Origin of the sequence: Arthrobacter sp. Rue61a (assembly GCF_000294695.2) — a bacterium.
Lineage (GTDB): Bacteria > Actinomycetota > Actinomycetes > Actinomycetales > Micrococcaceae > Arthrobacter > Arthrobacter aurescens_A.
On the sequence record NC_018531.1, the window covers coordinates 406,194 to 428,814 of the forward strand.

General features: G+C 61.7%; 26 protein-coding genes and 3 tRNA genes. 20 read left to right on the plus strand and 9 right to left on the minus strand.

Translation table 11 applies throughout. The annotated features are described in order from the left end of the window. Positions 1 to 9: 9 nt before the first annotated feature. Positions 10 to 510 (minus strand): metallopeptidase family protein, encoded by a 501-nt coding sequence (locus tag ARUE_RS01950; protein WP_014920536.1) that lies wholly within the window; start codon positions 508 to 510, stop codon positions 10 to 12. A gap of 91 nt (positions 511 to 601) precedes the next feature. Here ARUE_RS01950 and ARUE_RS01955 point away from each other — a divergent pair, with 91 nt between their 5' ends. Beyond that, positions 602 to 1,525, plus strand: coding sequence for a carbohydrate kinase family protein (locus tag ARUE_RS01955; RefSeq protein ID WP_014920537.1), 924 nt, complete (start codon positions 602 to 604; stop codon positions 1,523 to 1,525). A gap of 20 nt (positions 1,526 to 1,545) precedes the next feature. Here the strand turns inward: ARUE_RS01955 and ARUE_RS01960 are convergent, their stop codons facing one another. Beyond that, positions 1,546 to 2,487 carry a DMT family transporter gene (locus ARUE_RS01960; protein WP_014920538.1) on the minus strand — a complete coding sequence of 314 codons (942 nt, stop codon included), beginning with the start codon at positions 2,485 to 2,487 and terminating at the stop codon, positions 1,546 to 1,548. 247 nt (positions 2,488 to 2,734) lie between these two features. Between ARUE_RS01960 and ARUE_RS01965 the strand changes: the two genes are divergently transcribed. From ARUE_RS01965 to ARUE_RS01985, 4 genes are all read left to right on the plus strand, one after another. Further along, a tRNA-Glu gene (locus ARUE_RS01965) sits at positions 2,735 to 2,807 on the plus strand. 84 nt (positions 2,808 to 2,891) lie between these two features. Continuing rightward, positions 2,892 to 2,965: transfer RNA gene (locus ARUE_RS01970), tRNA-Asp, on the plus strand. Between the two features lie 46 nt (positions 2,966 to 3,011). Next, positions 3,012 to 3,087: transfer RNA gene (locus ARUE_RS01975), tRNA-Phe, on the plus strand. Between the two features lie 660 nt (positions 3,088 to 3,747). Continuing rightward, positions 3,748 to 4,224 carry a hypothetical protein gene (locus ARUE_RS01985; protein ID WP_043469686.1) on the plus strand — a complete coding sequence of 159 codons (477 nt, stop codon included), beginning with the start codon at positions 3,748 to 3,750 and terminating at the stop codon, positions 4,222 to 4,224. A 625-nt stretch (positions 4,225 to 4,849) separates the two neighbouring features. On the opposite strand, the gene ARUE_RS01990 is transcribed toward ARUE_RS01985, so the two are convergent. The 5 genes from ARUE_RS01990 to ARUE_RS02010 form a co-directional block, all read right to left on the minus strand. Further along, a complete protein-coding gene (locus ARUE_RS01990) occupies positions 4,850 to 5,326 on the minus strand; it encodes a hypothetical protein (protein WP_162486105.1) in 477 nt (158 codons plus the stop codon). 131 nt (positions 5,327 to 5,457) lie between these two features. Then, positions 5,458 to 6,369 (minus strand): glycoside hydrolase family 25 domain-containing protein, encoded by a 912-nt coding sequence (locus ARUE_RS01995; protein ID WP_014920542.1) that lies wholly within the window; start codon positions 6,367 to 6,369, stop codon positions 5,458 to 5,460. 190 nt (positions 6,370 to 6,559) lie between these two features. After that, complete coding sequence (locus tag ARUE_RS02000; protein ID WP_014920543.1) at positions 6,560 to 6,814, minus strand: DsrE family protein; 255 nt, start codon at positions 6,812 to 6,814, stop codon at positions 6,560 to 6,562. Positions 6,815 to 6,816: 2 nt separating this feature from the next. Continuing rightward, the gene (locus ARUE_RS02005) at positions 6,817 to 7,233 is read right to left on the minus strand and encodes a DUF302 domain-containing protein (RefSeq protein WP_014920544.1); all 417 of its coding nucleotides are present in this window, start codon (positions 7,231 to 7,233) and stop codon (positions 6,817 to 6,819) included. Positions 7,234 to 7,266: 33 nt separating this feature from the next. After that, positions 7,267 to 7,524 carry a metal-sensitive transcriptional regulator gene (locus ARUE_RS02010; RefSeq protein WP_014920545.1) on the minus strand — a complete coding sequence of 86 codons (258 nt, stop codon included), beginning with the start codon at positions 7,522 to 7,524 and terminating at the stop codon, positions 7,267 to 7,269. Between the two features lie 122 nt (positions 7,525 to 7,646). Between ARUE_RS02010 and ARUE_RS02015 the strand changes: the two genes are divergently transcribed. The 15 genes from ARUE_RS02015 (at position 7,647) to ARUE_RS02085 (ending at position 20,925) form a co-directional block, all read left to right on the plus strand. After that, a complete protein-coding gene (locus ARUE_RS02015; RefSeq protein ID WP_014920546.1) occupies positions 7,647 to 8,270 on the plus strand; it encodes a rhodanese-like domain-containing protein in 624 nt (207 codons plus the stop codon). After that, the gene (locus ARUE_RS02020) at positions 8,267 to 9,166 is read left to right on the plus strand and encodes a sulfite exporter TauE/SafE family protein (RefSeq protein WP_014920547.1); all 900 of its coding nucleotides are present in this window, start codon (positions 8,267 to 8,269) and stop codon (positions 9,164 to 9,166) included. The genes ARUE_RS02015 and ARUE_RS02020 overlap by 4 nt, the downstream gene beginning before the upstream one ends. Positions 9,167 to 9,191: 25 nt before the next feature. Beyond that, positions 9,192 to 9,533, plus strand: a complete 342-nt coding sequence (locus ARUE_RS02025) for a rhodanese-like domain-containing protein (RefSeq protein WP_014920548.1) — start codon at positions 9,192 to 9,194, stop codon at positions 9,531 to 9,533. Between the two features lie 30 nt (positions 9,534 to 9,563). Further along, a complete protein-coding gene (locus ARUE_RS02030) occupies positions 9,564 to 9,860 on the plus strand; it encodes a rhodanese-like domain-containing protein (RefSeq protein WP_014920549.1) in 297 nt (98 codons plus the stop codon). Between the two features lie 55 nt (positions 9,861 to 9,915). Then, positions 9,916 to 10,278, plus strand: a complete 363-nt coding sequence (locus tag ARUE_RS02035) for a thioredoxin family protein (protein ID WP_014920550.1) — start codon at positions 9,916 to 9,918, stop codon at positions 10,276 to 10,278. A 4-nt stretch (positions 10,279 to 10,282) separates the two neighbouring features. After that, a complete protein-coding gene (locus tag ARUE_RS02040) occupies positions 10,283 to 10,693 on the plus strand; it encodes a rhodanese-like domain-containing protein (protein WP_014920551.1) in 411 nt (136 codons plus the stop codon). A 91-nt stretch (positions 10,694 to 10,784) separates the two neighbouring features. After that, a complete protein-coding gene (locus tag ARUE_RS02045; protein WP_043469691.1) occupies positions 10,785 to 12,197 on the plus strand; it encodes an MBL fold metallo-hydrolase in 1,413 nt (470 codons plus the stop codon). 79 nt (positions 12,198 to 12,276) lie between these two features. Next, positions 12,277 to 13,551, plus strand: a complete 1,275-nt coding sequence (locus ARUE_RS02050; RefSeq protein WP_014920553.1) for an MFS transporter — start codon at positions 12,277 to 12,279, stop codon at positions 13,549 to 13,551. Between the two features lie 346 nt (positions 13,552 to 13,897). Further along, entirely contained in the window at positions 13,898 to 14,095 is a 198-nt protein-coding gene (locus ARUE_RS24570; RefSeq protein ID WP_014920555.1) for an SOS response-associated peptidase family protein, read from the plus strand. A 328-nt stretch (positions 14,096 to 14,423) separates the two neighbouring features. Further along, positions 14,424 to 15,425 (plus strand): SIS domain-containing protein, encoded by a 1,002-nt coding sequence (locus ARUE_RS02060; protein WP_014920556.1) that lies wholly within the window; start codon positions 14,424 to 14,426, stop codon positions 15,423 to 15,425. Between the two features lie 85 nt (positions 15,426 to 15,510). After that, on the plus strand, positions 15,511 to 16,395 hold the full coding sequence (locus ARUE_RS02065; RefSeq protein ID WP_014920557.1) for a PfkB family carbohydrate kinase: 885 nt from the start codon (positions 15,511 to 15,513) through the stop codon (positions 16,393 to 16,395). A gap of 74 nt (positions 16,396 to 16,469) precedes the next feature. After that, on the plus strand, positions 16,470 to 17,576 hold the full coding sequence (locus ARUE_RS02070; protein ID WP_014920558.1) for a LacI family DNA-binding transcriptional regulator: 1,107 nt from the start codon (positions 16,470 to 16,472) through the stop codon (positions 17,574 to 17,576). A 210-nt stretch (positions 17,577 to 17,786) separates the two neighbouring features. Continuing rightward, positions 17,787 to 19,112, plus strand: a complete 1,326-nt coding sequence (locus tag ARUE_RS02075; protein WP_014920559.1) for an ABC transporter substrate-binding protein — start codon at positions 17,787 to 17,789, stop codon at positions 19,110 to 19,112. Between the two features lie 11 nt (positions 19,113 to 19,123). Next, complete coding sequence (locus tag ARUE_RS02080; protein ID WP_014920560.1) at positions 19,124 to 20,095, plus strand: carbohydrate ABC transporter permease; 972 nt, start codon at positions 19,124 to 19,126, stop codon at positions 20,093 to 20,095. Beyond that, positions 20,089 to 20,925 (plus strand): carbohydrate ABC transporter permease, encoded by an 837-nt coding sequence (locus ARUE_RS02085; RefSeq protein ID WP_011773201.1) that lies wholly within the window; start codon positions 20,089 to 20,091, stop codon positions 20,923 to 20,925. Before ARUE_RS02080 ends, ARUE_RS02085 begins: the two co-directional genes overlap by 7 nt. A 22-nt stretch (positions 20,926 to 20,947) precedes the next feature. Here the strand turns inward: ARUE_RS02085 and ARUE_RS02090 are convergent, their stop codons facing one another. Both ARUE_RS02090 and ARUE_RS02095 read right to left on the minus strand, forming a co-directional pair. Continuing rightward, on the minus strand, positions 20,948 to 21,673 hold the full coding sequence (locus ARUE_RS02090; RefSeq protein ID WP_014920561.1) for a hypothetical protein: 726 nt from the start codon (positions 21,671 to 21,673) through the stop codon (positions 20,948 to 20,950). Positions 21,674 to 21,908: 235 nt separating this feature from the next. Continuing rightward, the gene (locus ARUE_RS02095) at positions 21,909 to 22,577 is read right to left on the minus strand and encodes a DUF6318 family protein (protein ID WP_014920562.1); all 669 of its coding nucleotides are present in this window, start codon (positions 22,575 to 22,577) and stop codon (positions 21,909 to 21,911) included. Positions 22,578 to 22,621: the final 44 nt, after the last annotated feature.

Here is a 22,621-nt window from a genome sequence, read left to right on the forward strand (position 1 = left end):
CCTATAAGGCTAGCCCCAGCCGAGCTCATGCAAGCGGTCGTCGTCTATCCCGAAGTGGTGCGCGATCTCATGGACCACGGTGATGGCCACCTCGTCAATGACTTCTTCGCGGGTGCTGCAGATGTTCAGGATGGGTTGGCGGAAGATCGTAATTCGGTCAGGCAACGACCCTGCTTCCCACCAGGAATCACGTTCGGTCAGGGGAACTCCCTCGTAGAGTCCCAACAGCACGGTGTCCGGATCTTCCCCTGGCTGTGGCGTGTAGTCGTCCTCGATGAAGATTGCCACGTTGTCCATTGCGCTGGCCGCCTTGGGCGGAATCAACTGCAGGGCATCACTGACAGCTTCCTCAAAATCTTCGGGTGACATCTCGTAAGGCCCCGACACATAGGCCTCATCCGCCGGGGCGTGCTCAACAGGACTGTGCACCGCATTCCGTTCCCGGAGCGGCGATGACGGGCGCTCGCCGTCGGGAACGATGGGCAGGCCGGGAGGGAGATTCGCGGGCATGATTCGACTTTAGTCCGCAAAGGCATTATTGGCGCTGTGCATGATGGGAGATACTGAACTCAATCCTCCTTTCGACAGACACAGGAACCGCATGACCGGCACCGCTTCCCTCGCACCTGAACCCCTCGACGTCGTTGTGGTGGGTGAGGCATTGATCGACATCGTCCAGTCGGCGGACGGGCAAAAGGAGTTCCCCGGCGGATCGCCGGCCAACGTCGCCTACGGCCTGGGCTTGTTGGACGTGAAAACGGGCCTGCTGACGGCGATCGGCCGCGACGAGCGGGGCGATGCCATCGCCGCGCACCTGCAGCGCGCAGGGGTGGTGCTGCTACCCGGATCCATGTCAGCGGGCAAGACCGCGACGGCGACCGCCCGGATAACTGCCGACGGGTCGGCCGATTACACCTTCGACATTGACTGGGCATTGGCTCCACTTGCCCTGCCGTACGCTCCGAGGATCCTGCACACCGGCTCCATCGCGACCTTCCTGGAGCCCGGCGCAAGTGTTGTGCGCAGTTTGCTTGAGCAGGCGCAGGGCGGATGCATGGTCACGTACGACCCCAATATCCGTCCCGATCTCCTGGGAAGCCACCACGAGGCTCTGTCCCTGTTCGAAGAGATGGTGCCGCTGACCGACGTCGTAAAAATGAGCGGCTCGGACGCCCGCTGGCTGTACCCCGGCAAGTCGTTGGAGGAGACCGCGAACCACCTCCTGGCCCTGGGAACCGGGCTTGCTGTGGTGACTCAAGGTGTCAGGGGGGCGCTCATGGCAACCCGGGATATTCACATCAACGTCCCGGCCGTCCCGGCTACCGTAGCCGACACCATCGGCGCGGGTGATTCCTTCACGGCAGCCCTCATCATGGGCTTGCTGTTACGTGGCAGCGACGGCATGGCGCCCACAGTGTTGGAACGGATCGGCACCATCGCATCCATGGCCGCTTCCATTGCTGTCGGCCGCTCGGGCGCCAACCCGCCTACCCACCGCGAACTCCTGGTGGGCATGGCCCGCTAGGGGCTCTGCTAGGGAGCCCGTTAGCGGCTCCGGCGCCGGGTCAATCCAACGCCGATCAGGCAGACAACCCCGCCGATCAGCCCCCAAATGGTTGGTACTTCCTGAAGCACCGCCCAGCTAATCAGAATGGTGGTCCCTGGAACCAGGTACGTAGTGGCAGCCAGTTTTCCGGCCGAGATCAGGGATAGCGCGTAGGCCCACGTAGTGAATGCGATGGCCGTCGGGAAGATCCCCAAGTAGACCAGGCCGAGCGTGGCGGGGAGCGGCGCCGCTTGGACCTCGGAGATGAGCTGACCGGTCCACGGCAGGCAGCAGATCGCGCCCACCATGATGCCGAACCATGTCGCTTGGCCTGCCGTGAATTTCCGGAGCACTGGTTTCTGCAGGATTGCGCTCACCGAGGCGAGTACAGCGGCAAGCAAGCACAACAGCACACCGGCCACGTCCGCCGTCGAACGCTGTCCGGAACCCAACGCGATCATCGCAACGCCGCAGAACGCCACGCCGCTGCCGATCAGCAGCCAGCGTGGGAATCCCTCTTTGAGGAAGACGCCGGCAAGGATGGCGATGAGGATGGGCGAGACGTTGATGAGCATGGCGCTGGTGCCGGCGTCGAGCATGTGCTCCGCGGCGTTCAGCGCAACGTTGTAGCCGCCGAACCACATCACCCCGTATGCCACGATAGGCAACCACTCGCGGCCGCTCGGCCAGACCTTCAGCGTCGGCAGCACCACGATTCCAAGCACGACGGCGGCAACCGCCAACCGTCCGAGCGTCAAGGAACCGGGGGAGAAGCTGGGGCCGACGGCGCGGATGCCCACGAAGGCTGATGCCCATAGGACCACCGTGATAATGACGGCCGCGATGCCGAGTTTGCTGATGGTTGCTCCCGGCGCGGGGGTGGTGCGCGGGGGTAAATCCGGGGAAGGCTGGCCGGATTCGGCCGGGGTGGTGGTTGTCATGAGCCAAATCTATCCGCCATGCAGAGCGGGCGGCTGGCGGTTTTCGGACGCGTCAGGGCAAGATCCTGCCAATGTTGCCCTGACGCCCTCGAGGGGCCCTGATCTGTGGTCCGGGACACTGTTCAAACCTCGATTTGGGAATATCGCTATCTATGCTCTAAAGTTTTAGAGTCCAGTTCGGACGAGCGAGACACGGAAAGAACGCGTAAAGCGTCGCTTTTCCTTGCGAAATCCGAATTGAGTTCAGGCCCCCATCGTCTAGCGGCCTAGGACACCGCCCTTTCACGGCGGCGGCACGGGTTCGAATCCCGTTGGGGGTACGCAAGGAAGTGGTAAATCGGATGAAAAAAGTCTGGTAAGCTAGAAGCCTTGAAAAAAACGCGGTAGAGATACTGCAAACGCAAGGCCCTGTAGCGCAGTTGGTTAGCGCGCCGCCCTGTCACGGCGGAGGTCGCGGGTTCAAGTCCCGTCAGGGTCGCTCTGAGCGCCGAAGAAATTCGGTTCTCAAGGTGACATGTCACCTAGGCTCTGTAGCTCAGTTGGTAGAGCGTTCGACTGAAAATCGAAAGGTCACCGGATCGACGCCGGTCGGAGCCACCACTGGGAAGCATCAGTTCTTCGGAACTGGTGCTTTTCTTCTTTAACGTGGCTGGCACGGCGGGTCCCGGGGCTCAGCTGTAGTTGGTGGCCACGCTTACTATGCTCAGGCCAACAGCGATCATGATCGGCGCGATGGAACTGCCGGGTACTACTTTTCGGACGACCACGGTCCGCCCGATGACGTAGATGGTTGGGAGAAACCCCCAGGCCCAGTGGAAGGGGCGCACGACGCCGAGGCGTTTGAGTCTGCGCCAGTCCAGGTAGGCCATCACGACATTGGCCGCACACGTGGGCCATGCGACACCGCCAACGATGAGATCACCAAGGCTAAGTTCGAGATCGGGATCAGCGAGCTGGGCCCCGTCGGGTCCGATGGCTTAGCCATGGAGAGACTTCACCACGATGTCTCCCAAGGGAGTGTTCCAACGGTGGTGTGCCACTTCTAAGGAAGTGGGACAGGCTGCTGAGGCCGCATAGACGGGCGATCACTTTCCGATTGTCTGGACAGGAGCGACAGCATTTGTGTGGCGGCTTCCCCCCGCTGCTGCTTCTTCGGACCTTCTCTTCAGGAAAGGGGCGTTCAGGAGCTTTGGGCGTACTCTTGCGGTTGCCGATGCCCGAGCGTAACGTCCACATCACAATGTGATCTTGGAGGCTTCCATGTCCGTGATGCAACGCCGCGGCATAGCCGTGGGAGCCATCTTGCCGTTCGTGCTTCTCGGGCCGATTTCTGGCGCTAATGCCGAGGAATTTGAGGTCGAATTTCCGGCGGGTGAGTTCTGCCCTGGTTTCGCCGTACTGGGGGATATCACGGTAAAGGGCTCGGAAAAAACCCTTCCCGGTGACCGATTCTGGCAACACAACGTCGGCACCGGCATCTGGACAAATGCAGAGACTGGCCACACATTCACGCAACGGTCCCGTTACGCTTTGACTGAGACGTACAACGAAGAGGCCAACGATTTCCGCGTCACCATCAATGGCCGATACTTGATTGGGCTCCTCCCTGATGAGTCTCACAGCGTCGCCGGACACCAGACCTTTACCTTCGACGCCGACACCAACACGATCGTCGCGTATTCCCTCGACGGCAGAGTCTTGGCAGATGTCTGCGCCGTACTGGCAGGAGAGGACTAGTTTCCACACATTTGGGTTGGTCACTGGTTGACGTTAAAGTTTTGGCCAAAGGCTGCTTTGTCCGGCCCAGGAGTGCCTCTGATCAACGAGTAGTAGTAGCTGCACCGAATGCGCAGAAATGCGGCCACTCCCCAGCCAGTAGATACCGCGGCCCTCCCGATTGCTGCACTCGGAGGGCGAAGACCGCGACTCAGATGTCCGCATCCTACTCTTCCGCTGTTCTCTGCGATAGAGACTGCAGAGACACCTAGGTGACGGCCCGGAGGGCCCGTCCCTTTCGAGCGGCGCTCGAAGCAGACCCCGCCAACGACAGGGCTTGCAAACCGTAAATGATCCTCATTCAATGGCTTCCGGGCCGGCTCGGACGTGGTACGTTCACTGGTGTTCTCGAGCGAACGTACCTGTACCACCTCACTGTTCCGTACAGCACCATTGCGTTATGCAGCACCCACAGAGCGTCTTGGAAGCTCGGACTTAGCGAGCAAGCAGACGCCGGACGACAAGTGATGCTGCTGACCAGCTCGCTAGAAGGAGAGGCCTTTAGGGTGTCCCGCTTCCAAGGAAGCGGGACACTTCATTTGCGCTCTTGTTGCTTGTCACCACTCGGCAACCGGCCCGGAGGCGGCTATTCAGGTGCAAAAGCTGCACACAGGTCTGTCGCTGTTCCATTGAGCGCGAAAGACGTGCAGACGAAGGTGGACGAGTCCATCGTCACGCCAGCATGGCCGCTGACGCTAAGGAGCAGGCTTGGGTATTCAACCAGACCATAGGGACCCTGGTCTCCCGGAAAGACGGCCATGAACAGTTGACCACTGGTATCAAACACAACCCCGCCTTCCACTGAAGAAGGCCAATCCGTGACATGGAAGCGGCTGCGATGTACGAGCGACTTTCCAGTGTCCACATCGTTGAGTGTTGGGTCGGCGATGTCGTGCGTCACGATCCGTCCATCAGCGAACTCGGTGATCGTCCCCCGGACATCCTCGGCTTCTCCGGCGACGGGGAACGTACAGCCTACACCCGCCGGTATGACGAAGGGCTCGGGAACTGTGATGACCGTTCGAGTTAGCTTCGCGCCTTCCGCAGCCGAAGCGGGGCCCACCACTCACACTGTTGACAACAGCACGACGACCAAGAATTCTCTTGCGAAGTCAGCCTCCAACTCGGCGCGGCCTGTGTAGACCATGCACGTCAGTGCAGGCGCTGCCTAAGATGAGCGCCGCGTTGCGCTGCCTATTTCGACGGGCAGATGTAGTCGTAGTCGAGTCCGGCTGACACGTACTGGGTCAGTGTTACCCTGCTGCCAGGGGTGAGCCCAGGAAGAGAACAATTCGACTTCGCTCCCCGCAGCGTTCTGGCACCTGCAAGCCAGCTTGGCAGACCCGTCAAGGGGCTGCTTGATGGCACGGCCCCGGCGATGGTTCCCCACTGATTGCTTGTTGAGTAAATCCCGACACCGGCAGGCTTAAGGTCGGCGGTCTTATGGTTGGTAGTGATGGTTTTGAAGTAGTCGACCATCCCTTCTAGGGTTGCCCGATTCAGGGCTGTGCTGTTAGGCTCTCCGGCCTGCCAGCTGTTGCCCGTCTCCACGTCCAGCCACCAGAAATAGCTGCCGGGGTCTGTCACGCCTCGGATAGTGGCGTCCTCATAAGCCCTCACGTAGCCGTACACGAATGAGCAGGCGAGGTTGACCGGGCCCCTTGTTGCGCCTTCGAATTCGGGCCCGCATTCACCGTAGCGGTCTGGGGGGACCACCACGTCTTTGTAGACGTTGGACCATGGCCACCAGGAGCCCTCATGTCCTGGGTTGGCAGTGTTCACGTATAAAGAAACTTGGGGCTGGGCAGGGTGGTTCCCGGTTCCGGTGGTCTTTGTCTTAGCCCATTCGATTTGAGCAGCGAAGCAAGGGTTGTTGTTATTGGCCAGTCCACCGTTCACGCCCACGATCGCGAATGCCTGCCCGAGGGGAAGGGTATTCATCTTGTCGCACTGGGGCCAGGAGATGTCGATGCCAACCGGGTCCTTACTCTGGGACGGCGGAGCCGCTGCCACCGGAGCTATTCCTGTGGCGAACAGCCCAATAAGGACCAGGAACGCGCCCGCCATTCTTATCCCGAAACCGGTCATGTCCAAGGCTCCCGTCACCCATGCGTCTGTACATCGAGGTGGTAAAACCTTACGCTCGGGCGCCAAGGGGAGATAGTGCAACGTCCCCTATTTCGTCCCCGAATGGAAATGAGTCGTGGGACTTGTTCCTTGTCTCGTAACCCTTGATTTCCAAGACACTCCTGACGAGCACCTGCACCAGGGCGGGTCTACATCATCAGGGGCGGCGCTACAGCCTGGCGTAGGCCCAGCCGTCCCATTGACGCCGCACCAGGTGGGCGATGGCTGTCGGCGCCGTGCCAATGCCTGGGACGAGGGCTTTGTCGTCCATGCCCGCTGAGCGCATGCTGTTGCCACAGGCGAGGATATCCACGTGGAGTTGCCCGGCGTTTGTGATGGCTTCCGTGGCGGGTGAGTTTGTGGCGAGGAGTTTGACGCCGGGCCCGGCCTGCTTAGTCTCTGGAACCGTTGTTTGCATGGACATCTCTACTTCGCCATTTCGCCCAGGTCGGCGAGGGCCTTTCGGAGGCGCGTGCCGGCGTCGTCGGCGATCTCCTTGACGGCCGGTGCGGCGCTGAGCTTGACCATGGTCTGGGGGTCGATGGCTTCCACCGTGGTCAGTTCTGCATCCTTGTTCCGGCGCACCACAACATTGCACGGCAGCAGCGCGCCGATTTCAGGTTCCGCGGCGAGGGCGCGGTTGGCCAGGGCCGGGTTGCAGGCCCCAAGAATCACGTAGTCGCCAATGGCATCGGCGGCTTTGGCCCCAAGCTTGGCTTCGAAGGTGGAACGGACGTTGATTTCGGTGAGGATCCCGAATCCCTGAGCGGACAGGGCGTCCCGGGTGCGGTCCAGAGCCTCGGTCCACGGAAGGTCAACGGTGGCGGTCAGGGTGTACGTCATGGTTCTCCTTGGGCTGCTCGACAGTTGGTCTGATTAGGCGAGGGAGAGGAAGAGTTTCTCCAGGTCTTTCTTGTCCATCGTTGCGTCCTTTTGGACGATGCACTGCTCGAGGCCAGTTGCGATGATGGCGAACCCTGCCCGGTCCAGCGCCTTCGATACGGCTGCGAGTTGAGTGACGACGTCCTTGCAGTCCCGGCCTTCTTCCAGCATTCGGGTGACTGCGGACAGTTGGCCCTGGGCGCGCTTGAGACGGTTGATGACAGGGGTCAGTTCTGAGGGATTGAGTTCCACGGGTTTCTCCAACTATTGGTGACTTCCCTCAATCTTATACCCCCTAGGGTGTTTTGACTACCCCCCGGGGTATCTGCAATACTCGGTGGGGTATCCAGCCGACCCCTTCCGAGAGGCCAACCATGACTTCCAGTTCCGCGGCAACAGCCGTTACTGCACTCGCCCCTGAAACCCTCCAGTCCTGGTTCAAAGAGCACCGGGACCTCGTGGTGATCGACGTGCGTTCCGCCGCTGAGTTCGAATCCATGCATATCCGTGGCTCCTACAACGTGCCCTTGCCGCTCTTGTCCGAGCACACGGACGAGCTCGCCGCCCGGCTGGGTTCCCGCGTGGTCCTGGTCTGCCAGTCCGGCGTGCGAGCCGAGCAGGCCCGCCAGCGTCTTGCCAAGGCCGGGATTGACACCGCCTATGTCCTGACCGGTGGTGCGCCCGGTCTCGCCGCCGCCGGCGGTGACGTGGTCAAGGGCAAGGACCGCTGGGACCTGGAGCGGCAGGTCCGCCTTGTGGCCGGTTCCCTGGTGGTCCTGGGCCTGGCCGGCGGCAAGTTCATCTCCCCGAAGATCCGGACGCTTGCCGGGGTGATCGGCACCGGCCTGACGTTCTCGGCCGCGACCAACACCTGCGCTATGGGCAAGGCCATCTCGGCCATGCCGTGGAACAAGGCCGCTATGGAGCCCACCCGCGAAAGCGCCATCCTTGCCCTGCCCGTCAACACCGGGGGGAATGCCGAGGCCAAGGCATCATGACCTTCACCCTGCTCCTGGTTCTTGCCCTGTCGGTGGTGATCGGACTCTCGCTCGGCGTCCTAGGCGGTGGCGGATCCATCCTGACAGTCCCGATCCTGGTCTACGTGGCCGGGTTCGAGGCCAAGGAAGCGATCGCAGCGTCACTGTTCGTCGTGGGCGTCACCTCCGCGGTGAGCGTAATCAGCCATGCCCGCGGGGGCAGGGTGATGTGGCGGACCGGCCTGATCTTCGGCGCGTCCGGCATGGCTGGCGCATTCGTCGGCGGCCTCCTCGGCGGGCATATCCCCGGCCAGATCCTGCTTATAGCCTTCGCCGTCATGATGGTGGCCACCTCCGTGGCCATGCTCCGCGGCCGGAAAAAGAAGAACGACGACGGCGCCGCGCCGGTCAAGCACGAACTGCCCATTGGGCGGGTCCTGCTGGACGGCGCTGTCGTCGGGCTCATCACCGGTCTGGTCGGCGCAGGCGGCGGATTCCTCGTGGTCCCGGCCCTGGCGCTGCTCGGCGGCCTGCCGATGTCCGTGGCCGTGGGCACCTCCCTGGTGGTCATCGCCATGAAGTCCTTCGCCGGGCTCGCCGGATACCTCACCACCGTCCAGCTCGACTGGGGCCTCACCCTCGGAGTGACCGCTGCCGCCATCATTGGCTCGCTCATCGGCTCCAAACTCGCCGGCCGCATCCCGGAATCCGCCTTGCGCAAAGCCTTCGGCTGGTTCGTCCTGGCCATGGGAACCTTCGTCCTCATCCAGCAAGCCCCGGCCGACCTCCGGTGGTTCATCGCCGCCGGAGTCGCAGCCCTCGCCGCAGCCACTGCGGGCATCTGCTGGTTCTTCATCAGCTCCTGCCCCCTGCGCAACCGCACCGGCCGCCGCAGCAGAATCCCCTCACCCGCCTGAACTCATCACCACCAAGGAGAACACCATGGGCCTCATCAGCTCTCTGAAAAAAGCCTTCAGCAAGCCCTGCACAACGGTCTCAGTCGCTGAGGCCAAGGACCTCCTGTCCTCAGGCGCCGTGCTGATCGATGTCCGCTCCGCCCAAGAATGGCGCTCCGGACGGGCACCCCAGGCCAAGCACATCCCCCTGGACCGACTGCAAACCAGCCCCGCCGGAATCAACAAGAACAAACCTGTCATCGCCGTCTGCGCCTCCGGAGTCCGTTCCGCCTCGGCCGCCCGGCTCCTCGCCTCGCAGGGGTACCAGGCCTACTCCCTGCGTGGCGGCATGAGCGCCTGGCGCTCGGCCGGCGAGCCTGTCCGCTAGCAGCAGCCCACTATTTCGAAGGAGAATCCCATGGCTGAAATCACCATCCCCGAAGCCGAACAGCGTCGCTCTACCGCCCAAATCCTCGATGTCCGCGAAGACTTCGAGATCGCCGAAGGCATGATCCCCGGCGCCCTGCACATCCCCATGGGCCAACTGCAGGCACGCCTGTCCGAACTGGACCCCGCAGTCCCCGTCATCGCCGTCTGCCGCAGCGGCAACCGTTCAGCCCGCGTCGCCGACGCCCTGAACGGAGCCGGCTACACGGCGGACACGATGGGCGGCGGGATGATCGCCTGGACCCGCGCCGGCCTGCCCACTACTTAAGTCCTGCATCCGCGGGCACCCCCCCACACAGCGCCTGAAAGGAAGCGAAAAGACCATGGCAACCACTGACATCACCGAACAGAACTTCGCCCAGACCCTGGACGACAACGAGATCGTCTTCGTTGACTTCTGGGCAGCGTGGTGCGGCCCGTGCCGCATGTTCGCCCCCACCTATGGAGCCGCGGCGGAACGGCACCCGGACATTATCTTCGCCAAGGTGGACACGGAAGCAGAACAGGCCCTCGCCGCAGCAGCGAGCATCACCTCCATCCCCACGCTGATGGCTTTCAAGGACAAGACCCTGGTCTTCTCCCAGCCCGGCGCGCTCAACGCCACCGGCCTCGAGGAAGTCATCCAGGCCGTCAAGAACGTCGATATGAATGAACTCCGCGCCCAGGCCGGACCCCTGAACGTGTGACTCAATGCCAGGCGCCCATGCGTACCGCACTGTCACGGCAGACGAACTCGCCACGGTATGGCCGCACGCCACACTCGTGGACGTGCGCAGCCGTGAAGAGCACGCCGCCGCGCATGTGGCGGGGAGCCTCAACATCCCACTCGACGAACTGCCCTCCCGGCTCGCCGACCTGCCCAACAACACCATCTATGTGCTGTGCGGGTCAGGAAAACGCAGCAGCCAGGCCGCACGGATCCTTACCGATCGCGGATACCAGACGGTCAACGTAGCCGGCGGGATCACCGAGTGGTACCGGGCAGGCCATCCCGTCACCTACCAACAAGCCCCGGACAACCCGTCGAGGCAACAGCCGGGCCATGCGCTGGCAGGTCCGCGCAGGCTCCTGCGCAGGCTGGTCCGCACGAAATCTACCTAGCCGCACACCGCCTGCATTATACCCCCAGGGGTATATACTGGATGCAGGACCAAGCCCCCCCAAACCCTTTCAATCGAAGGAGATGCACCAGATGCTTATCGAGCGCATTTACGATGAAGACCTCGCCCAAGCCAGCTACCTGATCGGCTGCCAGGCCAACGGCACTGCCGTTGTTGTCGACGGCCGCCGCGACATCGCCGTCTACCAGGAACTGGCTGAAAAGAACGGCATGAAGATCGTGGCCGTCACCGAAACCCACATCCACGCCGACTACCTCTCCGGCACCCGCGAACTCGCCGCCGCCACCGGAGCGAAGATTTACGTCTCCGGCGAAGGCGGACCGGACTGGCAGTACGAATTCGACGGCGAACGCCTCTACGACGGCGACAGGATCACCATCGGCAACATCAGCATCCAAGCCGTTCACACCCCGGGCCACACACCGGAGCACCTTTCCTTCCTAGTCACCGACGGCGCCTTCAGTGACCAGCCCGGCTACCTGCTCTCCGGCGACTTCGTCTTCTCCGGTGACCTGGGCCGGCCGGACTTGCTGGACGAGGCAGCCGGCGGGACCGACACCCGTTTCGAAGGTGCCAAGCAGCTGTTCGCGAGCCTGCGGGACAAGTTCCTGGCCCTGCCGGACTACGTGCAGGTCCACCCGGCCCACGGCGCCGGCAGTGCCTGCGGCAAGGCGCTCGGCGCCATCCCGTCCTCCACGGTGGGCTACGAGCGGCTCTACTCCTGGTGGGGCCCCTACCTCGCCGCCAATGACGAGCAGGGCTTCATTGATGAGCTCCTTGACGGCCAGCCCGATGCGCACGCCTACTTCGGCCGGATGAAGCGGGAAAACCGTGAAGGTCCCGCCGTGATGGGTGAGCGGGCGCCGCTGCCCGAACTGGCAACCGGCATCGTTGCTGCAGGTCTTGCCGAAGATGCCCTGACCTTCATCGACACCCGCTCCAACAGCGAAGTCCACGAAGGCACGGTAGCCCGTTCCCTGAACGTCCCGGCCGGCAAGTCTGTGGCCAGCTACGGCGCCTGGGTAGTGAACCCTGAGACGGACAAGAACCCGCTGGTACTCCTCGCTCAGGACCAGGAACAGGCCATGGACCTGTGGGACCACCTGGTTCGGGTCGGCATCGAGAACGTCGCCGGCTACGTCACCAGCATCGAAGGACTTCCCATGTCCACGCCGAAGCTGATCCAGCCAGAGGAGCTGCAGGGTTCTGACGTCGCCTTGGTCGTGGACGTCCGCAACCGCAGCGAACACATCGCCGGGAACATCCCCGGCTCGTACCAGCTCAGTGGCGGCCGGATCATGTGGCACCTGGACAAGCTCCCCGCCGAGGGCACCATCGTCACGTACTGCCAGTCCGGTGTCCGGAACTCGGTGGTGGCCGGCGCCCTGCGCCGGGCCGGGTACGACGTCGTCGAACTCGATGGCAGCTTCGCTGCCTGGGACGCCTTCCAGCAGACCCGCCAGAGCGCCGTCTCAGCACAGTAGCCTCTAAGACCGCCCGGACGCGTTCCCCCACGCGTCCGGGCACCTTTTATGTCCCCGGCACGAAGGCGAGAATCCCGGAATGGCCAGAACAAAGGCGGGAAGCACCTTGGACTCCACCGGCGTCACTCTGGGCCTGCGACAGAACCTGGCGCAGTTCATGCTGCTGGTTGCAGTCAACGCCCTGGTGGGCGGCACTCTTGGCCAGGAGCGCACCGTGCTGCCGTTGCTGGCAGGGCAGGTTTTCCACCTGGACCTATACACAAGCGCACTGACCTACATCCTCGCCTTCGGCCTGTCCAAGGCCGCGACAAACTACTTCGCGGGAACACTCTCTGACCGGTACGGCCGTAAACCCGTCCTCGTCACTGGATGGCTGGTAGCGATACCCGTCCCGCTCATGCTCATCTTTGGCCCGTCATGGGGATGGATTGTCGCGGCCAACGTCTTCCTCGGCATCAGCCAGGGCCTAACCTGGTCCACCGCCGTAATCATGAAAATGGACCTGACCGGCCCGAAACAGCGCGGCCTCGCCATGGGTTTGAACGAAGCGGCAGGCTACCTCGGCGTCGCCGTCACTGCCCTCGCGACCGGGTACATTGCCTCCGCCTATGGCCTCCGGCCCGGCCCGTTCCTCCTCGGAGCCGCCTACATCGCCCTCGGGTTAGGCCTGTCAGTCCTGACCATTCGCGAGACCCACCACCATGCCAAGACGGAAGCCTCCCAGCACGTAAGTGCACACAAGAGTGCCGACGCCGGCCTCACCACGGGACAGGTTTTCACCCTCACCAGCTTCAAGGACCGCTCACTTTCCGCAGCCAGCCAGGCAGGACTGGTGAACAACCTCAACGACGGCCTCGCCTGGGGCCTCTTTCCGGTCCTCTTTGTCAGCGCCGGGCTAAACCTGAACCAGGTAGGGATCCTGGCCGCCGTTTATCCAGCGGTCTGGGGCGCCGGGCAACTCTTCACCGGTGCCGCCTCAGACCGGTGGGGCCGCAAATGGTTCATTGTGACTGGCATGATTGTCCAAGCCGCGGGACTGGCAATAGTCGCCGCAGCCCACAGTTTCGGGCCCTGGCTCATCGCCGCAGTCCTCCTCGGTATCGGAACGGCTATGGTCTACCCCGCCCTCCTCGCCGCCATCGGGGACGTCGCACACCCCACCTGGCGGGCCCGCTCCGTCGGGATCTACCGCCTCTGGCGTGACGGCGGCTTCGCCATCGGTGCACTCCTGTCAGGTCTTCTCGCAGACCTGTATGGGATTCCCGCCGCCATCGCCACCGTCGCTGCATTGACAGCCGCCTCCGGTCTGGTGGTCGCCGTTCGAATGCGCGGCAACGACCACATGACCGGGTAGAAACTGGCCCTTGGCCCGGCACCACGTCGATCTAACGCCATTTCGCGTGGAACGCGATGGAAGATGTTGGTGGTGTGGTGCCATAGCTGACAGCCAGGAACACAAATACAAACGAACGGATCTGGCGCGCATGCGAGGCGATGGACCGAATCTTGTATGGGGTGGTGATGAAGAAAGGCTCCACTACATCAAGAGCATTAGAAAGTCGTCCGCCGTCCGGATTGAGAAAGCCCTGTGTAGGCGGTGCAACGACACTCGCAGCCAGCCTATTGACCGAGCTTATGAAACGTACTCGGCGTACGTCTGGGAGAACGCGGAGACTCTGTGGGATGCCGCAGGGTTGGATATGAGGGCGATCTTTGCTGGCTTGTACGAGTTCTGGCCCGATCCGGAGCTGCCCGAAGATGACCCTGAACGCTGGATGCTGACCTGCGCGGTGCTGACCACAACGAGCCAGGACGCGTTGGGGCACGTGCACGACAGATCGCCCGTCATCTCCGAAACACCTCTCCGCGGAATGGCTCGACCCGGACCTAACCGATAAAGCTGACGTCCAACACCTCAAAGAGTCCCTGCCGGAACCCACGCTAACTCCGCGCATCGTCACCGCCCGCGTGAACAGCACCGGGCAACAGCGCCCCGAGCTGATGAACCAGCTTAGGGGCGGTTCTGCAGGCAGAATGACCTCGTTAGGGTAGCCCTTTACCGCCTCCTAACCTTTCGCTGCGCCGCAGCAACTTTCTTTCTCCCCTAAAATCAACCCAGCTCAATCTATTGACGCCTCCGATTCCCCATGACACCATGATGACCACATATTGATACCGGTATCAACATGTTTCAACTCTCTCAGCGTCATATTGAAAGGACCATCCGTGCTTGGCTTCAAAGAAGAGGAATTCCTCACGCAGACCCGCAGTGCACTGGCGTTGCAGGGACAGATCGAATCGGTGGTTGACTCCATCCAGCAGCGGGGACTGACCAACCTGTTCCTCATCGGCGCCGGCGGAACCTACGCCGCGATGCTGCCCTACGAGCACTTCATCCGGTCCCGCTCCACCTTGCCTGTCCGTGCATCGATCGGCAAAGAGCTGATGTTGACCGAGGATCCCACGTTCGGTCCCGACTCGGTAGCTGTCTTCGCTTCCGTCTCGGGCACCACCGAAGACGTTATCGAGGCCATCGAGTTCGCCAAGGCCAAGGGCGCCTACACCATCGGGTTCACGGGTTTCGGGGATAGCCCGTTCGCCAAAGCCCTCGATGTTGCCATGGTTACAGAACCCAAAACGTGGCCATTCGATATCCCCATGATTCTTTTGAGTACCCGCCTCCTTGCCGCTCGCGGCGAATTTGAAGGGTACGAAGAACTGGCGGCCGAACTGCAGACGGTTCCGGAGAACTTGGTGGGAGTCGCTCGCCAAGCAGAATCAGTGGCGGAAGCGTTTGCCGAGAAGAACAAGGATGCTGACTACCATTTCCTGGTTGGCACCGGAAACTTGTGGGGTCTCACCTACCTCTATTCAATGTGCATCCTGGAAGAGATGCAGTGGCTCCGGACCACCCGCGTGCACGGCGCAGAGTTCTTCCACGGCTCCTTGGAACTCATTGAGGAAGACACCAGCCTCATGCTGCTCCTGGGAGAGGACGAGACCCGCCCGCTGATGGACCGCGTGGCCAAGTTCGCCGAAAACTACAACAAGAACACCACCTTGCTGGACAGCAAGGACTACGATCTGCCGGGCGTCAGCCCTCGTTTCCGTGCGCTCCTGGCCCCGCTGATTTTGGACACCGTCCTGGACAGGTTCAGCAAGCACCTCGAACGCGTCCGCAACCACTCCCTGGATCTGCGCCGCTACTACCGAGTGGTGGAGTACTGACCGTTCGCCGCACCCCGAACGGGGGAGTAGCGCCACGCTGCGGGCCCGGCTCTGTCCGGGCCCGCAGATTCGAGACAGGAAGAGCATGAAAGTAATCGGATTCGGGGACAACATTGTGGACCGTTTTCTCGACCGCAAAGTGATGTATCCCGGGGGAAACTGCGTTAACGTCGCGGTCTTCGCCCGCCGGCTGGGCGCTGAATCCGCCTATCTCGGCGTCTTTGGCTCGGATCCTCTAGGGGCTTTTGTCCGCGATGCCATAGATGCGGAGGGTGTCGATACCAGTCAGTGCATCATCCGCGACGGCCTCAATGGGGTCACCGAAATCAAGGTAGTGGACGGTGACCGTATCTTCTTGGGATGGAACGACGGAGGTGTCACCACAAGTGATCCCTTCATGCTTGAAGAGGAACACCTCACGTATTTGGCCTCAGCCGATCTGGTGCATTCGAGCGTCTATTCCGCGTCGGAGGACCAGTTGCCTGCCGTGAGAACCACCAAAACGCTGGTCAGTTTTGACTACTCGTCGGAGCCGGAACGTCGAACAGACTCCTATCTAACCCGAACGGCGCCCAACGTGGACCTGGCGCTCTTGTCGTGCGGAAACATGACCGTTGCCGCCGTCGAAAATGACCTCAGGCGAGTCCATGCGGCGGGCGTTTCGCTTGCGGTGGGGACGCGCGGGCAGTCAGGCGCACTGATGTACGACGGCGAACGCTTCCTCACTCAGGCAGCGGCACCCACCGACCCGCTGCGGTTCGCGGACACCATGGGGTGCGGGGATGCGTTCCTGGCGGGACTCGTGGTCAGCCTGCTTGGCTCAGGCTGGAGCCGGGCGTACCGGCCGCCGGCCGACGCTTTGCAGAAAGCCCTGGCTCGTGGCGCGGAGTCGGCCGCGGCTCAGTGTTATGTGGAGGGCGCCTTTGGATACGGCAGGGCAGTCGAGGTAGCGGCCGGGCAGTCGCGGTAGCTACTAGGATCTGATGCAGAGACAAATCAACGGACGGAACCGCAAGCGCGGATTCCACAACTGAAGGGGGCCGGATGGCGACGGATCATCAGAACCACCCGGCTGCCCCCACCATTACCGAAGTAGCAGCAGCTGCGGGAGTGGGGAGGGCCACGGTCGCCCGAACCCTTGGGAACTATGGTTCGGTCAGTGAAGCCACGCGTGCCAAGGTGATGCGGGCCGCCGAGAAATTGGGCTACCAACCGAACACGCTGGCTCGAAGCATGACCACAGGGGTCACCAAAACCCTTGGAATTGTGCTGGCGGATGTGGCCAACCCGTTCTTCTCGGGCGTGCTCAAAGGCATCTCGGAAACGGCGAAAATGGCCGGCTATGACGCCATCATTCTTAGCACTGACGAGAAGCTTGAGCTGGAGCGCGATGCCATTGCCGTTTTACTGGCAAAGCAAGTGGATGGCCTTGTGGTGGCCTCCGCGGCAGGCCGGAGCGACGATGTCTCGCATCTGTCCAATGCCATTGACCGTGGAACTCCTGTAGTGCTTATCGACCGTTTGGTGGACAAGCTGGAGACGGATTCGGTGGTCATCGACAACCGGGAAGCTGCGCGATCGGCCGTAGCGTCGCTCATTCACAACGGTCATCGGCGCATAGCGTTCGCCTGGGGGCCGGTGACCCTGAGCCCGGCGACGGACTTGAAACAAATGCACAGCATCCTGGACGAGGCCCTCTGGAGTGATGGTGAACGGCTGAGGGGTTACCTCGACGCGCTCGAAGAGGCCGGGATCCCTTTCGACACAGCTCTCATTACCCACGTTCTCAAGAATGAGGGCCAGGCGACGCGGGCTGTCAGTGGAATGCTGGCTTTGGCAGACCCGCCAACGGCCATCTTCACCACCGAGACCGAGGCGACGGTTGGGGCCCTTCATTCCTTGCGGGCCAAGAACCTTCGGCTGTTGAAGGACGTCTCCCTGATCGGGTTCGACGACAGCCCTTGGGCTGCCGTCATGGATCCGCCGCTGACCATGATCCAGCAACCCATGCGCCAAATGGGGGCGGTCGCTTCCCAGCAGCTCATTGCAAGGATTGACGGCGATACGTCTGCCCCAAAGAAGCACGTTCTGCCCTCGCTGCTGGTCGCCCGTTCCTCGGACGGCCCTGTGCGCGCTGCCCGCGGCGAATAGAAATTCCCTCCTGTAATTTCCTCTAGCTCTCTTCCCCGCTGCCTCAAATCATGATTCACTGTGGTACCGGTATCACAAGTTCCATCCCCCAGTCCCACTCCAGCAGTTACCCTTTCAGCCCGTCTCCGTGAAGCACATCCCAACGGCGGGCATGACTTCCCACTCCCCTAGAGGACCCCCGGCTGATCGGCCCTTCGACCGAAAGAAGACATGATGCGTAAAAGCACCCAATCACTGATGGCATTGATGGCAGGCGCCGCTTTGGCGCTGACCGGCTGTTCCGACGGCGGTAGCCAGCCGGCCGCTGTCCTGGATCCCAACGCTGAGCCACAGTACGCAGGAACCCTCAGCATCCTCACGAAGTTTGGCGGAGACCCGCTGGAACCGTACTTTGAGGATCTGGCGGCGGAGTACAAGAAGCTGCACCCGGAAGTGTCCTTCGATCTCATCCAGGAGACGGACCAGAGCATCAAGGACAAGACCAAGACGCTGACTGCGTCCCAAGCCATGCCGGACATCTATTTCACCTGGGCTGGCAGCTGGGCCAACAACTTCATTGATGGGGGACTCGCAGCAGATCTGACCCCGGTCATTGCCCCTGGTACCGAGTGGGGCAACAATTTTGGCGAGTCCGCGCTGAAGGCCTTCGCCAAGGACGGCAAGTACTTCGCGGTTCCGCTCTACAACAACGGCAAGTTCATGGGTTACAACCAGCGCATCTTTAAAGAGCTGGGCCTGACACCGCCGTCCACTTTCGATGATCTGATTTCTTCCTGCTCGGTGCTGAAGGGAGCCGGCTACGAGCCGATCTCGTTCGGGAACAAGGATGGCTGGCCGGGGCTCCACTACCTGCAGCAACTCTTCGCCTACGAAGTGCCGGCCGATACGCTGCAAGCCGACTTCAGCCCGGCGACGGCCAAGCTCGAGGACAAGGGCTACCTCAAGGCAATGGACCAGTTCACCCGCTTGGTCAATGAGTGCACCGGCAGCGGCAAAGACTCCAACGGTGTCCTCTACACCACGGCACAGCAGGCCCTGGCTGAGGGCAAGTCAGGTATGTACTACCAGGAGATCCTTGAATTCGACTCCACTGCTTCCGCCGATTCAAAACTCAAGCAGGACGGTCTGGGCATCTTCAAGCTTCCCGCCGCCGCTGACGCCAAGGGCGATACACAAGCGATCGAAGGTTCCCCTGAGGGCTACATCATCAATGCGCGTTCCAAAAACGCCGCGCTTGCAGCTGATTTCATGAAGTTCGTAACCAACACGCAGAACGCAGCCAAACTCTCTGCCCCGCCATACGGCCAGCCCAGTGCGGTCAAGGGCGCGGTTTCCACGGAGAACTCTTCCGGACCTGTCGTCGAGGGCATCAAGCAGGTGAACGAAGCATCCGCGGCGATCACCTGGCTGGACTCCGTCACTGTTCCCGCGGTTGCTGATGCCTGGTTGGCCGGTGGGGAAGCCTTGGTGGCCGGAACGCAAACCCCGGATCAGGTTCTTGCCTCTGTCCGGGCTGCTTCCAGTGCAGCGAAATAGCGGGACACGCCATGACTGTTTCCGATACTGCCTGGAAGTCCGCGGCTCCACCACCGGCGCCCGCTTCCACTAAGTCCCCGAGAACCAGTACGCGAAAGTTTGCCCGGACGACTCACTGGCGCAACGTCGTGTGGGTGTTGCCTGCGGTCCTGCTGTTAGGGGTCTTTGCGTACCTGCCACTGGTTCAGAACCTGGGGTTCAGTTTCCTCAAGTGGGATATCTACAGCGGCCGCCAAACTTTTGTGGGCGCGGACAACTACGTCCGAATGTTCAACGACCCCATCTTCTGGAAGTCACTCCTTAACAACACCCTGTACGCGATCATCTCCATCGCCTTCCAGGTATTCGGTGCGATGATCCTCGCCGCGATGATCGAGGGACTACGAAGCCAGCGGTGGAGGGGAATCCTTCGAGCCGTCTACTTTGTACCCTCGGCGATCTCGCTGACGGTCGCTGGCCTCCTGTTCTACTTCATCTACGAACCCGAGATGGGCATCCTTAACGCGGCGCTGGATTTCCTTGGCTTGGGGAACTTCACTCAAGCGTGGCTGGGGCAGGAAAACACGGCCATTTTTGCCATCATCGCCATGAGCCAATGGCAGGGCTTCGGATACTGCACGCTTCTGTTCTCGGTGGCCCTGCAGCGGATCCCGTCTGAACTGTATGAAGCGGCGTCCATTGACGGCGTGGGACCCTTCCAGCGGTTCTTTTCGATTTCCTTGCCACTCGTCAGGGAAATGACCGGTCTCATGATGATTGTCACGGTGTCGGGAGCTTTCCAAGTGTTCAACGAAGTCATGGTGATGACCAGCGGAGGGCCGAACAACTCCAGCCAGGTCCTCGGTACATGGCTCTACAGAAGCGGATTCGTCCGCAATGACTTTGGCTACGCGGCCGCCGTCGCCACTGCTGTCTTCATCATCACGTTGGTCCTGGCCGTCATTCAGCTTCGTATCTCCAAGAAAAGGAGGGTCCAATGGTGACGCGCTCAGCTGTGCTCCTGGTACTTGGACGGGTCCTGGTCAAAGCGTTCCTGATTGCACTCGCCGTCGTCGTCATTTATCCCTTGGTCTGGATGCTGCTCAACGGCGTGAAGTCCAACTCCGAATTGTTCTCCAATCCCTTCGCCCTGCCCGTTGCGTGGAAATGGGACAACTACGTCACCGCGTGGAACCGAGGGGTGGGCGACTATCTCACTACCAGCGTCCTGGTCACGGTGGCTTCCACTATTGCAACCGTATTTATCAGCGCGTGGGCTGCTTACGGACTGACCCGGGTGAATATCCCGTTCAACAGGGTGGTGCTGATTCTCATCCTCGGGGGCCTGATGCTCGCTCCCACGGTGGCGCTGATCCCGCTGGTCAAGATGTTCCAGAGCCTGGGGCTGTACAACAACCTCTGGGCGTTGCTGATTCTGTACACGGCGTTCCGTGTTCCGTTCACGACGTTCCTTATCCGGGCTTACATGATGGACCTGCCCGCAGAGGTGGATGAGGCAGCCTCAGTTGATGGGGCCTCAAAGGCCCGGGCGTTCTGGCAGGTCATTCTGCCCATGTGCAAGCCAATCCTCGTTTCTACTGTTCTCTTGAACATCCTGTTCACCTGGAACGAGTACCTGTTCGCCATGGTCTTCACCAGCGGGGGAGCGTTGCAGACCCTGCCGGTGGGGCTTACCAACCTGATGTCCAAACACGGCACGGACTACCCTGTGGTGTTCGCAGGCATGGCCATCGCGGCAATTCCAGTGATTGTGCTCTTCTTTGCGGGGCAGCGGTACTTCATCCGTGGTCTAGCCGACGGAGTTGGTAAGTAGCCGTGGGTTCACCCAGCGCAGGCTAGTTTTCCGGGCTGCCGGGGCAGCCCCATGAGTTGGGGTTTTCCTGGCAGGTGTCGGCGACGAGTGCTTTTTCTGTTTTCCAGACGTGGATGGTTTTGGTGGGTGTGGTGATGTCCAGGGTGCCGTTGATGGGTAGTGGTGGGCCGTTGTTGACCGAGTAAGTGCCGGTGAAGCTGGTGGTGAGGGCGGCTTGGTAGTTGCCGGTGTCTGTGTAGGTGTGGCTGGTGCGGGTTTGGTTGTTGAGCCATTCGGTTTCGGGGATGGTGTAGCCGGCGGCGGGGGTGGGTCCGAGGGTGGTGCCGTCTCCGTAGGTGTAGGTGTAGCTGGTGGGTGTGGCGGTCAGGTGGACTGCTTGGCCGAGGATGGTGAGGTCGAAGGTTTGGTCTGCGGCGGTGGTGTAGAAGTTGGTGGGTCCGCCTTTGAGGGTGTGGGGGAAGGGTTGGGCTTCGAGGTTTCCGGGGTTGAGGGGGAGTTGGTGGAAGTCGTTCAGGATCCGGGCGGCGATGTTGGCCAGGACGTTCTCGGGTTGGGGGTCGTAGAGGCAGGTGGGTCCGCTGACGGGGATCCAGTCGGTCCAGCCGGGGTTGGTGATGGCTTTGGGGGCTTCTTTCCAGATGACCGGTGTGCCTTCCTCGCCTGCGGGTGTGGTTGCCGGGCAGTCGAGGGCGTCGCAGCCCGGGTCTTTGGTGTCGGGGCCGTCGGCGCGGCAGTGGGTGTCGGCCATGTACTGATTGGGGTCCTCGGAGGCGGGTGAAGTTGATGTTGAGCCGAGGCTGGGTGCCAGCTGTCCAGTCGCGGGGTCGATTCGAAACCTGCTCGTGAGATCAAGAGCATCCTGTTGATTGTTGTAGCCCGCCCAACTGTCCGTGTCAGCATGCGCTGGACTAAGTGACGCAAGTATGAGTGCGGCGACGGTTATCCTCACGACCGAAGAAGCGCGCGTGAGCCAAGCGGAACGACTAATTGATGAGGCCAAGATTGGTCACCGTCCATCCCGAGGAACCATATGTAGCAACCAGGCCAAAGGCAGAGTTTGTCGCCTTCTCGGAGGCCCGCCCCGGAGTTCCCTCAGCATTGAAATAGTCGATTTGTTCCTGGATAACTTGGACCTTTGCCTGCTGGACGATGGCTCCGTCAACCCAGATGGACTCAACGGCTGGGACGGAAATCTTTCCGCCAACGGACCACCGGCCGTTGATGTGGCTGTCACTGATGCCCTTCTCGATTCGTTTGCAGGTCTGGCACTCAGGTCCGCTGAGGCTGGACCAAACAGACTGGTCGCCGGATTCTGCCGCATAGTTTTGCTGCGCGTACCAGTACCCAATGAACGCCTCCAGCCCGGCTTTCGAGTTCTCCTTCGCAAGCTCGGGCATCACGGGAACGGGCACGTTCTGTGCTTTCCCCGTCGCGTCGGCGGGCTTGTATACGGGGGCGGCAGACGGAGTAGCCGACGCTGCGGGGACCGAGGCGCTTGGGGTGGGCGCCGCCGTCGTCGGGCCTGTTTGGGAAGCTGCGCTGTTGGGTGTGGAGCCGCTCGCGCAGCCGCTCAGAAGCATCGCAACCGCGAGGGCACAAACCGCTGGCAGAGTGCGGACAAAAGGCGAAGACGTGAACGAATGGCGCGGCATGACAGGCTCCCCAACAGCTGTTTTTGGTGATGTGTCGGCCAGTC

Coding starts and splice junctions, on each gene's coding strand:
- ARUE_RS02065 (WP_014920557.1), top strand. CDS start 15,511: ATGAAAGTAATCGGATTCGGGGACAACATTGTGGACCGTTTTCTCGAC.
- ARUE_RS02035 (WP_014920550.1), top strand. CDS start 9,916: ATGGCAACCACTGACATCACCGAACAGAACTTCGCCCAGACCCTGGAC.
- ARUE_RS01985 (WP_043469686.1), top strand. CDS start 3,748: ATGTCCGTGATGCAACGCCGCGGCATAGCCGTGGGAGCCATCTTGCCG.
- ARUE_RS01960 (WP_014920538.1), bottom strand. CDS start 2,487: ATGACAACCACCACCCCGGCCGAATCCGGCCAGCCTTCCCCGGATTTA.
- ARUE_RS02005 (WP_014920544.1), bottom strand. CDS start 7,233: ATGACGTACACCCTGACCGCCACCGTTGACCTTCCGTGGACCGAGGCT.
- ARUE_RS02075 (WP_014920559.1), top strand. CDS start 17,787: ATGATGCGTAAAAGCACCCAATCACTGATGGCATTGATGGCAGGCGCC.
- ARUE_RS01950 (WP_014920536.1), bottom strand. CDS start 510: ATGCCCGCGAATCTCCCTCCCGGCCTGCCCATCGTTCCCGACGGCGAG.
- ARUE_RS02040 (WP_014920551.1), top strand. CDS start 10,283: ATGCCAGGCGCCCATGCGTACCGCACTGTCACGGCAGACGAACTCGCC.
- ARUE_RS02080 (WP_014920560.1), top strand. CDS start 19,124: ATGACTGTTTCCGATACTGCCTGGAAGTCCGCGGCTCCACCACCGGCG.
- ARUE_RS02095 (WP_014920562.1), bottom strand. CDS start 22,577: ATGCCGCGCCATTCGTTCACGTCTTCGCCTTTTGTCCGCACTCTGCCA.
- ARUE_RS01955 (WP_014920537.1), top strand. CDS start 602: ATGACCGGCACCGCTTCCCTCGCACCTGAACCCCTCGACGTCGTTGTG.
- ARUE_RS02000 (WP_014920543.1), bottom strand. CDS start 6,814: ATGTCCATGCAAACAACGGTTCCAGAGACTAAGCAGGCCGGGCCCGGC.
- ARUE_RS02050 (WP_014920553.1), top strand. CDS start 12,277: ATGGCCAGAACAAAGGCGGGAAGCACCTTGGACTCCACCGGCGTCACT.
- ARUE_RS02020 (WP_014920547.1), top strand. CDS start 8,267: ATGACCTTCACCCTGCTCCTGGTTCTTGCCCTGTCGGTGGTGATCGGA.
- ARUE_RS02015 (WP_014920546.1), top strand. CDS start 7,647: ATGACTTCCAGTTCCGCGGCAACAGCCGTTACTGCACTCGCCCCTGAA.
- ARUE_RS02085 (WP_011773201.1), top strand. CDS start 20,089: ATGGTGACGCGCTCAGCTGTGCTCCTGGTACTTGGACGGGTCCTGGTC.
- ARUE_RS02090 (WP_014920561.1), bottom strand. CDS start 21,673: ATGGCCGACACCCACTGCCGCGCCGACGGCCCCGACACCAAAGACCCG.
- ARUE_RS02030 (WP_014920549.1), top strand. CDS start 9,564: ATGGCTGAAATCACCATCCCCGAAGCCGAACAGCGTCGCTCTACCGCC.
- ARUE_RS02025 (WP_014920548.1), top strand. CDS start 9,192: ATGGGCCTCATCAGCTCTCTGAAAAAAGCCTTCAGCAAGCCCTGCACA.
- ARUE_RS02070 (WP_014920558.1), top strand. CDS start 16,470: ATGGCGACGGATCATCAGAACCACCCGGCTGCCCCCACCATTACCGAA.
- ARUE_RS24570 (WP_014920555.1), top strand. CDS start 13,898: ATGAGGGCGATCTTTGCTGGCTTGTACGAGTTCTGGCCCGATCCGGAG.
- ARUE_RS02045 (WP_043469691.1), top strand. CDS start 10,785: ATGCTTATCGAGCGCATTTACGATGAAGACCTCGCCCAAGCCAGCTAC.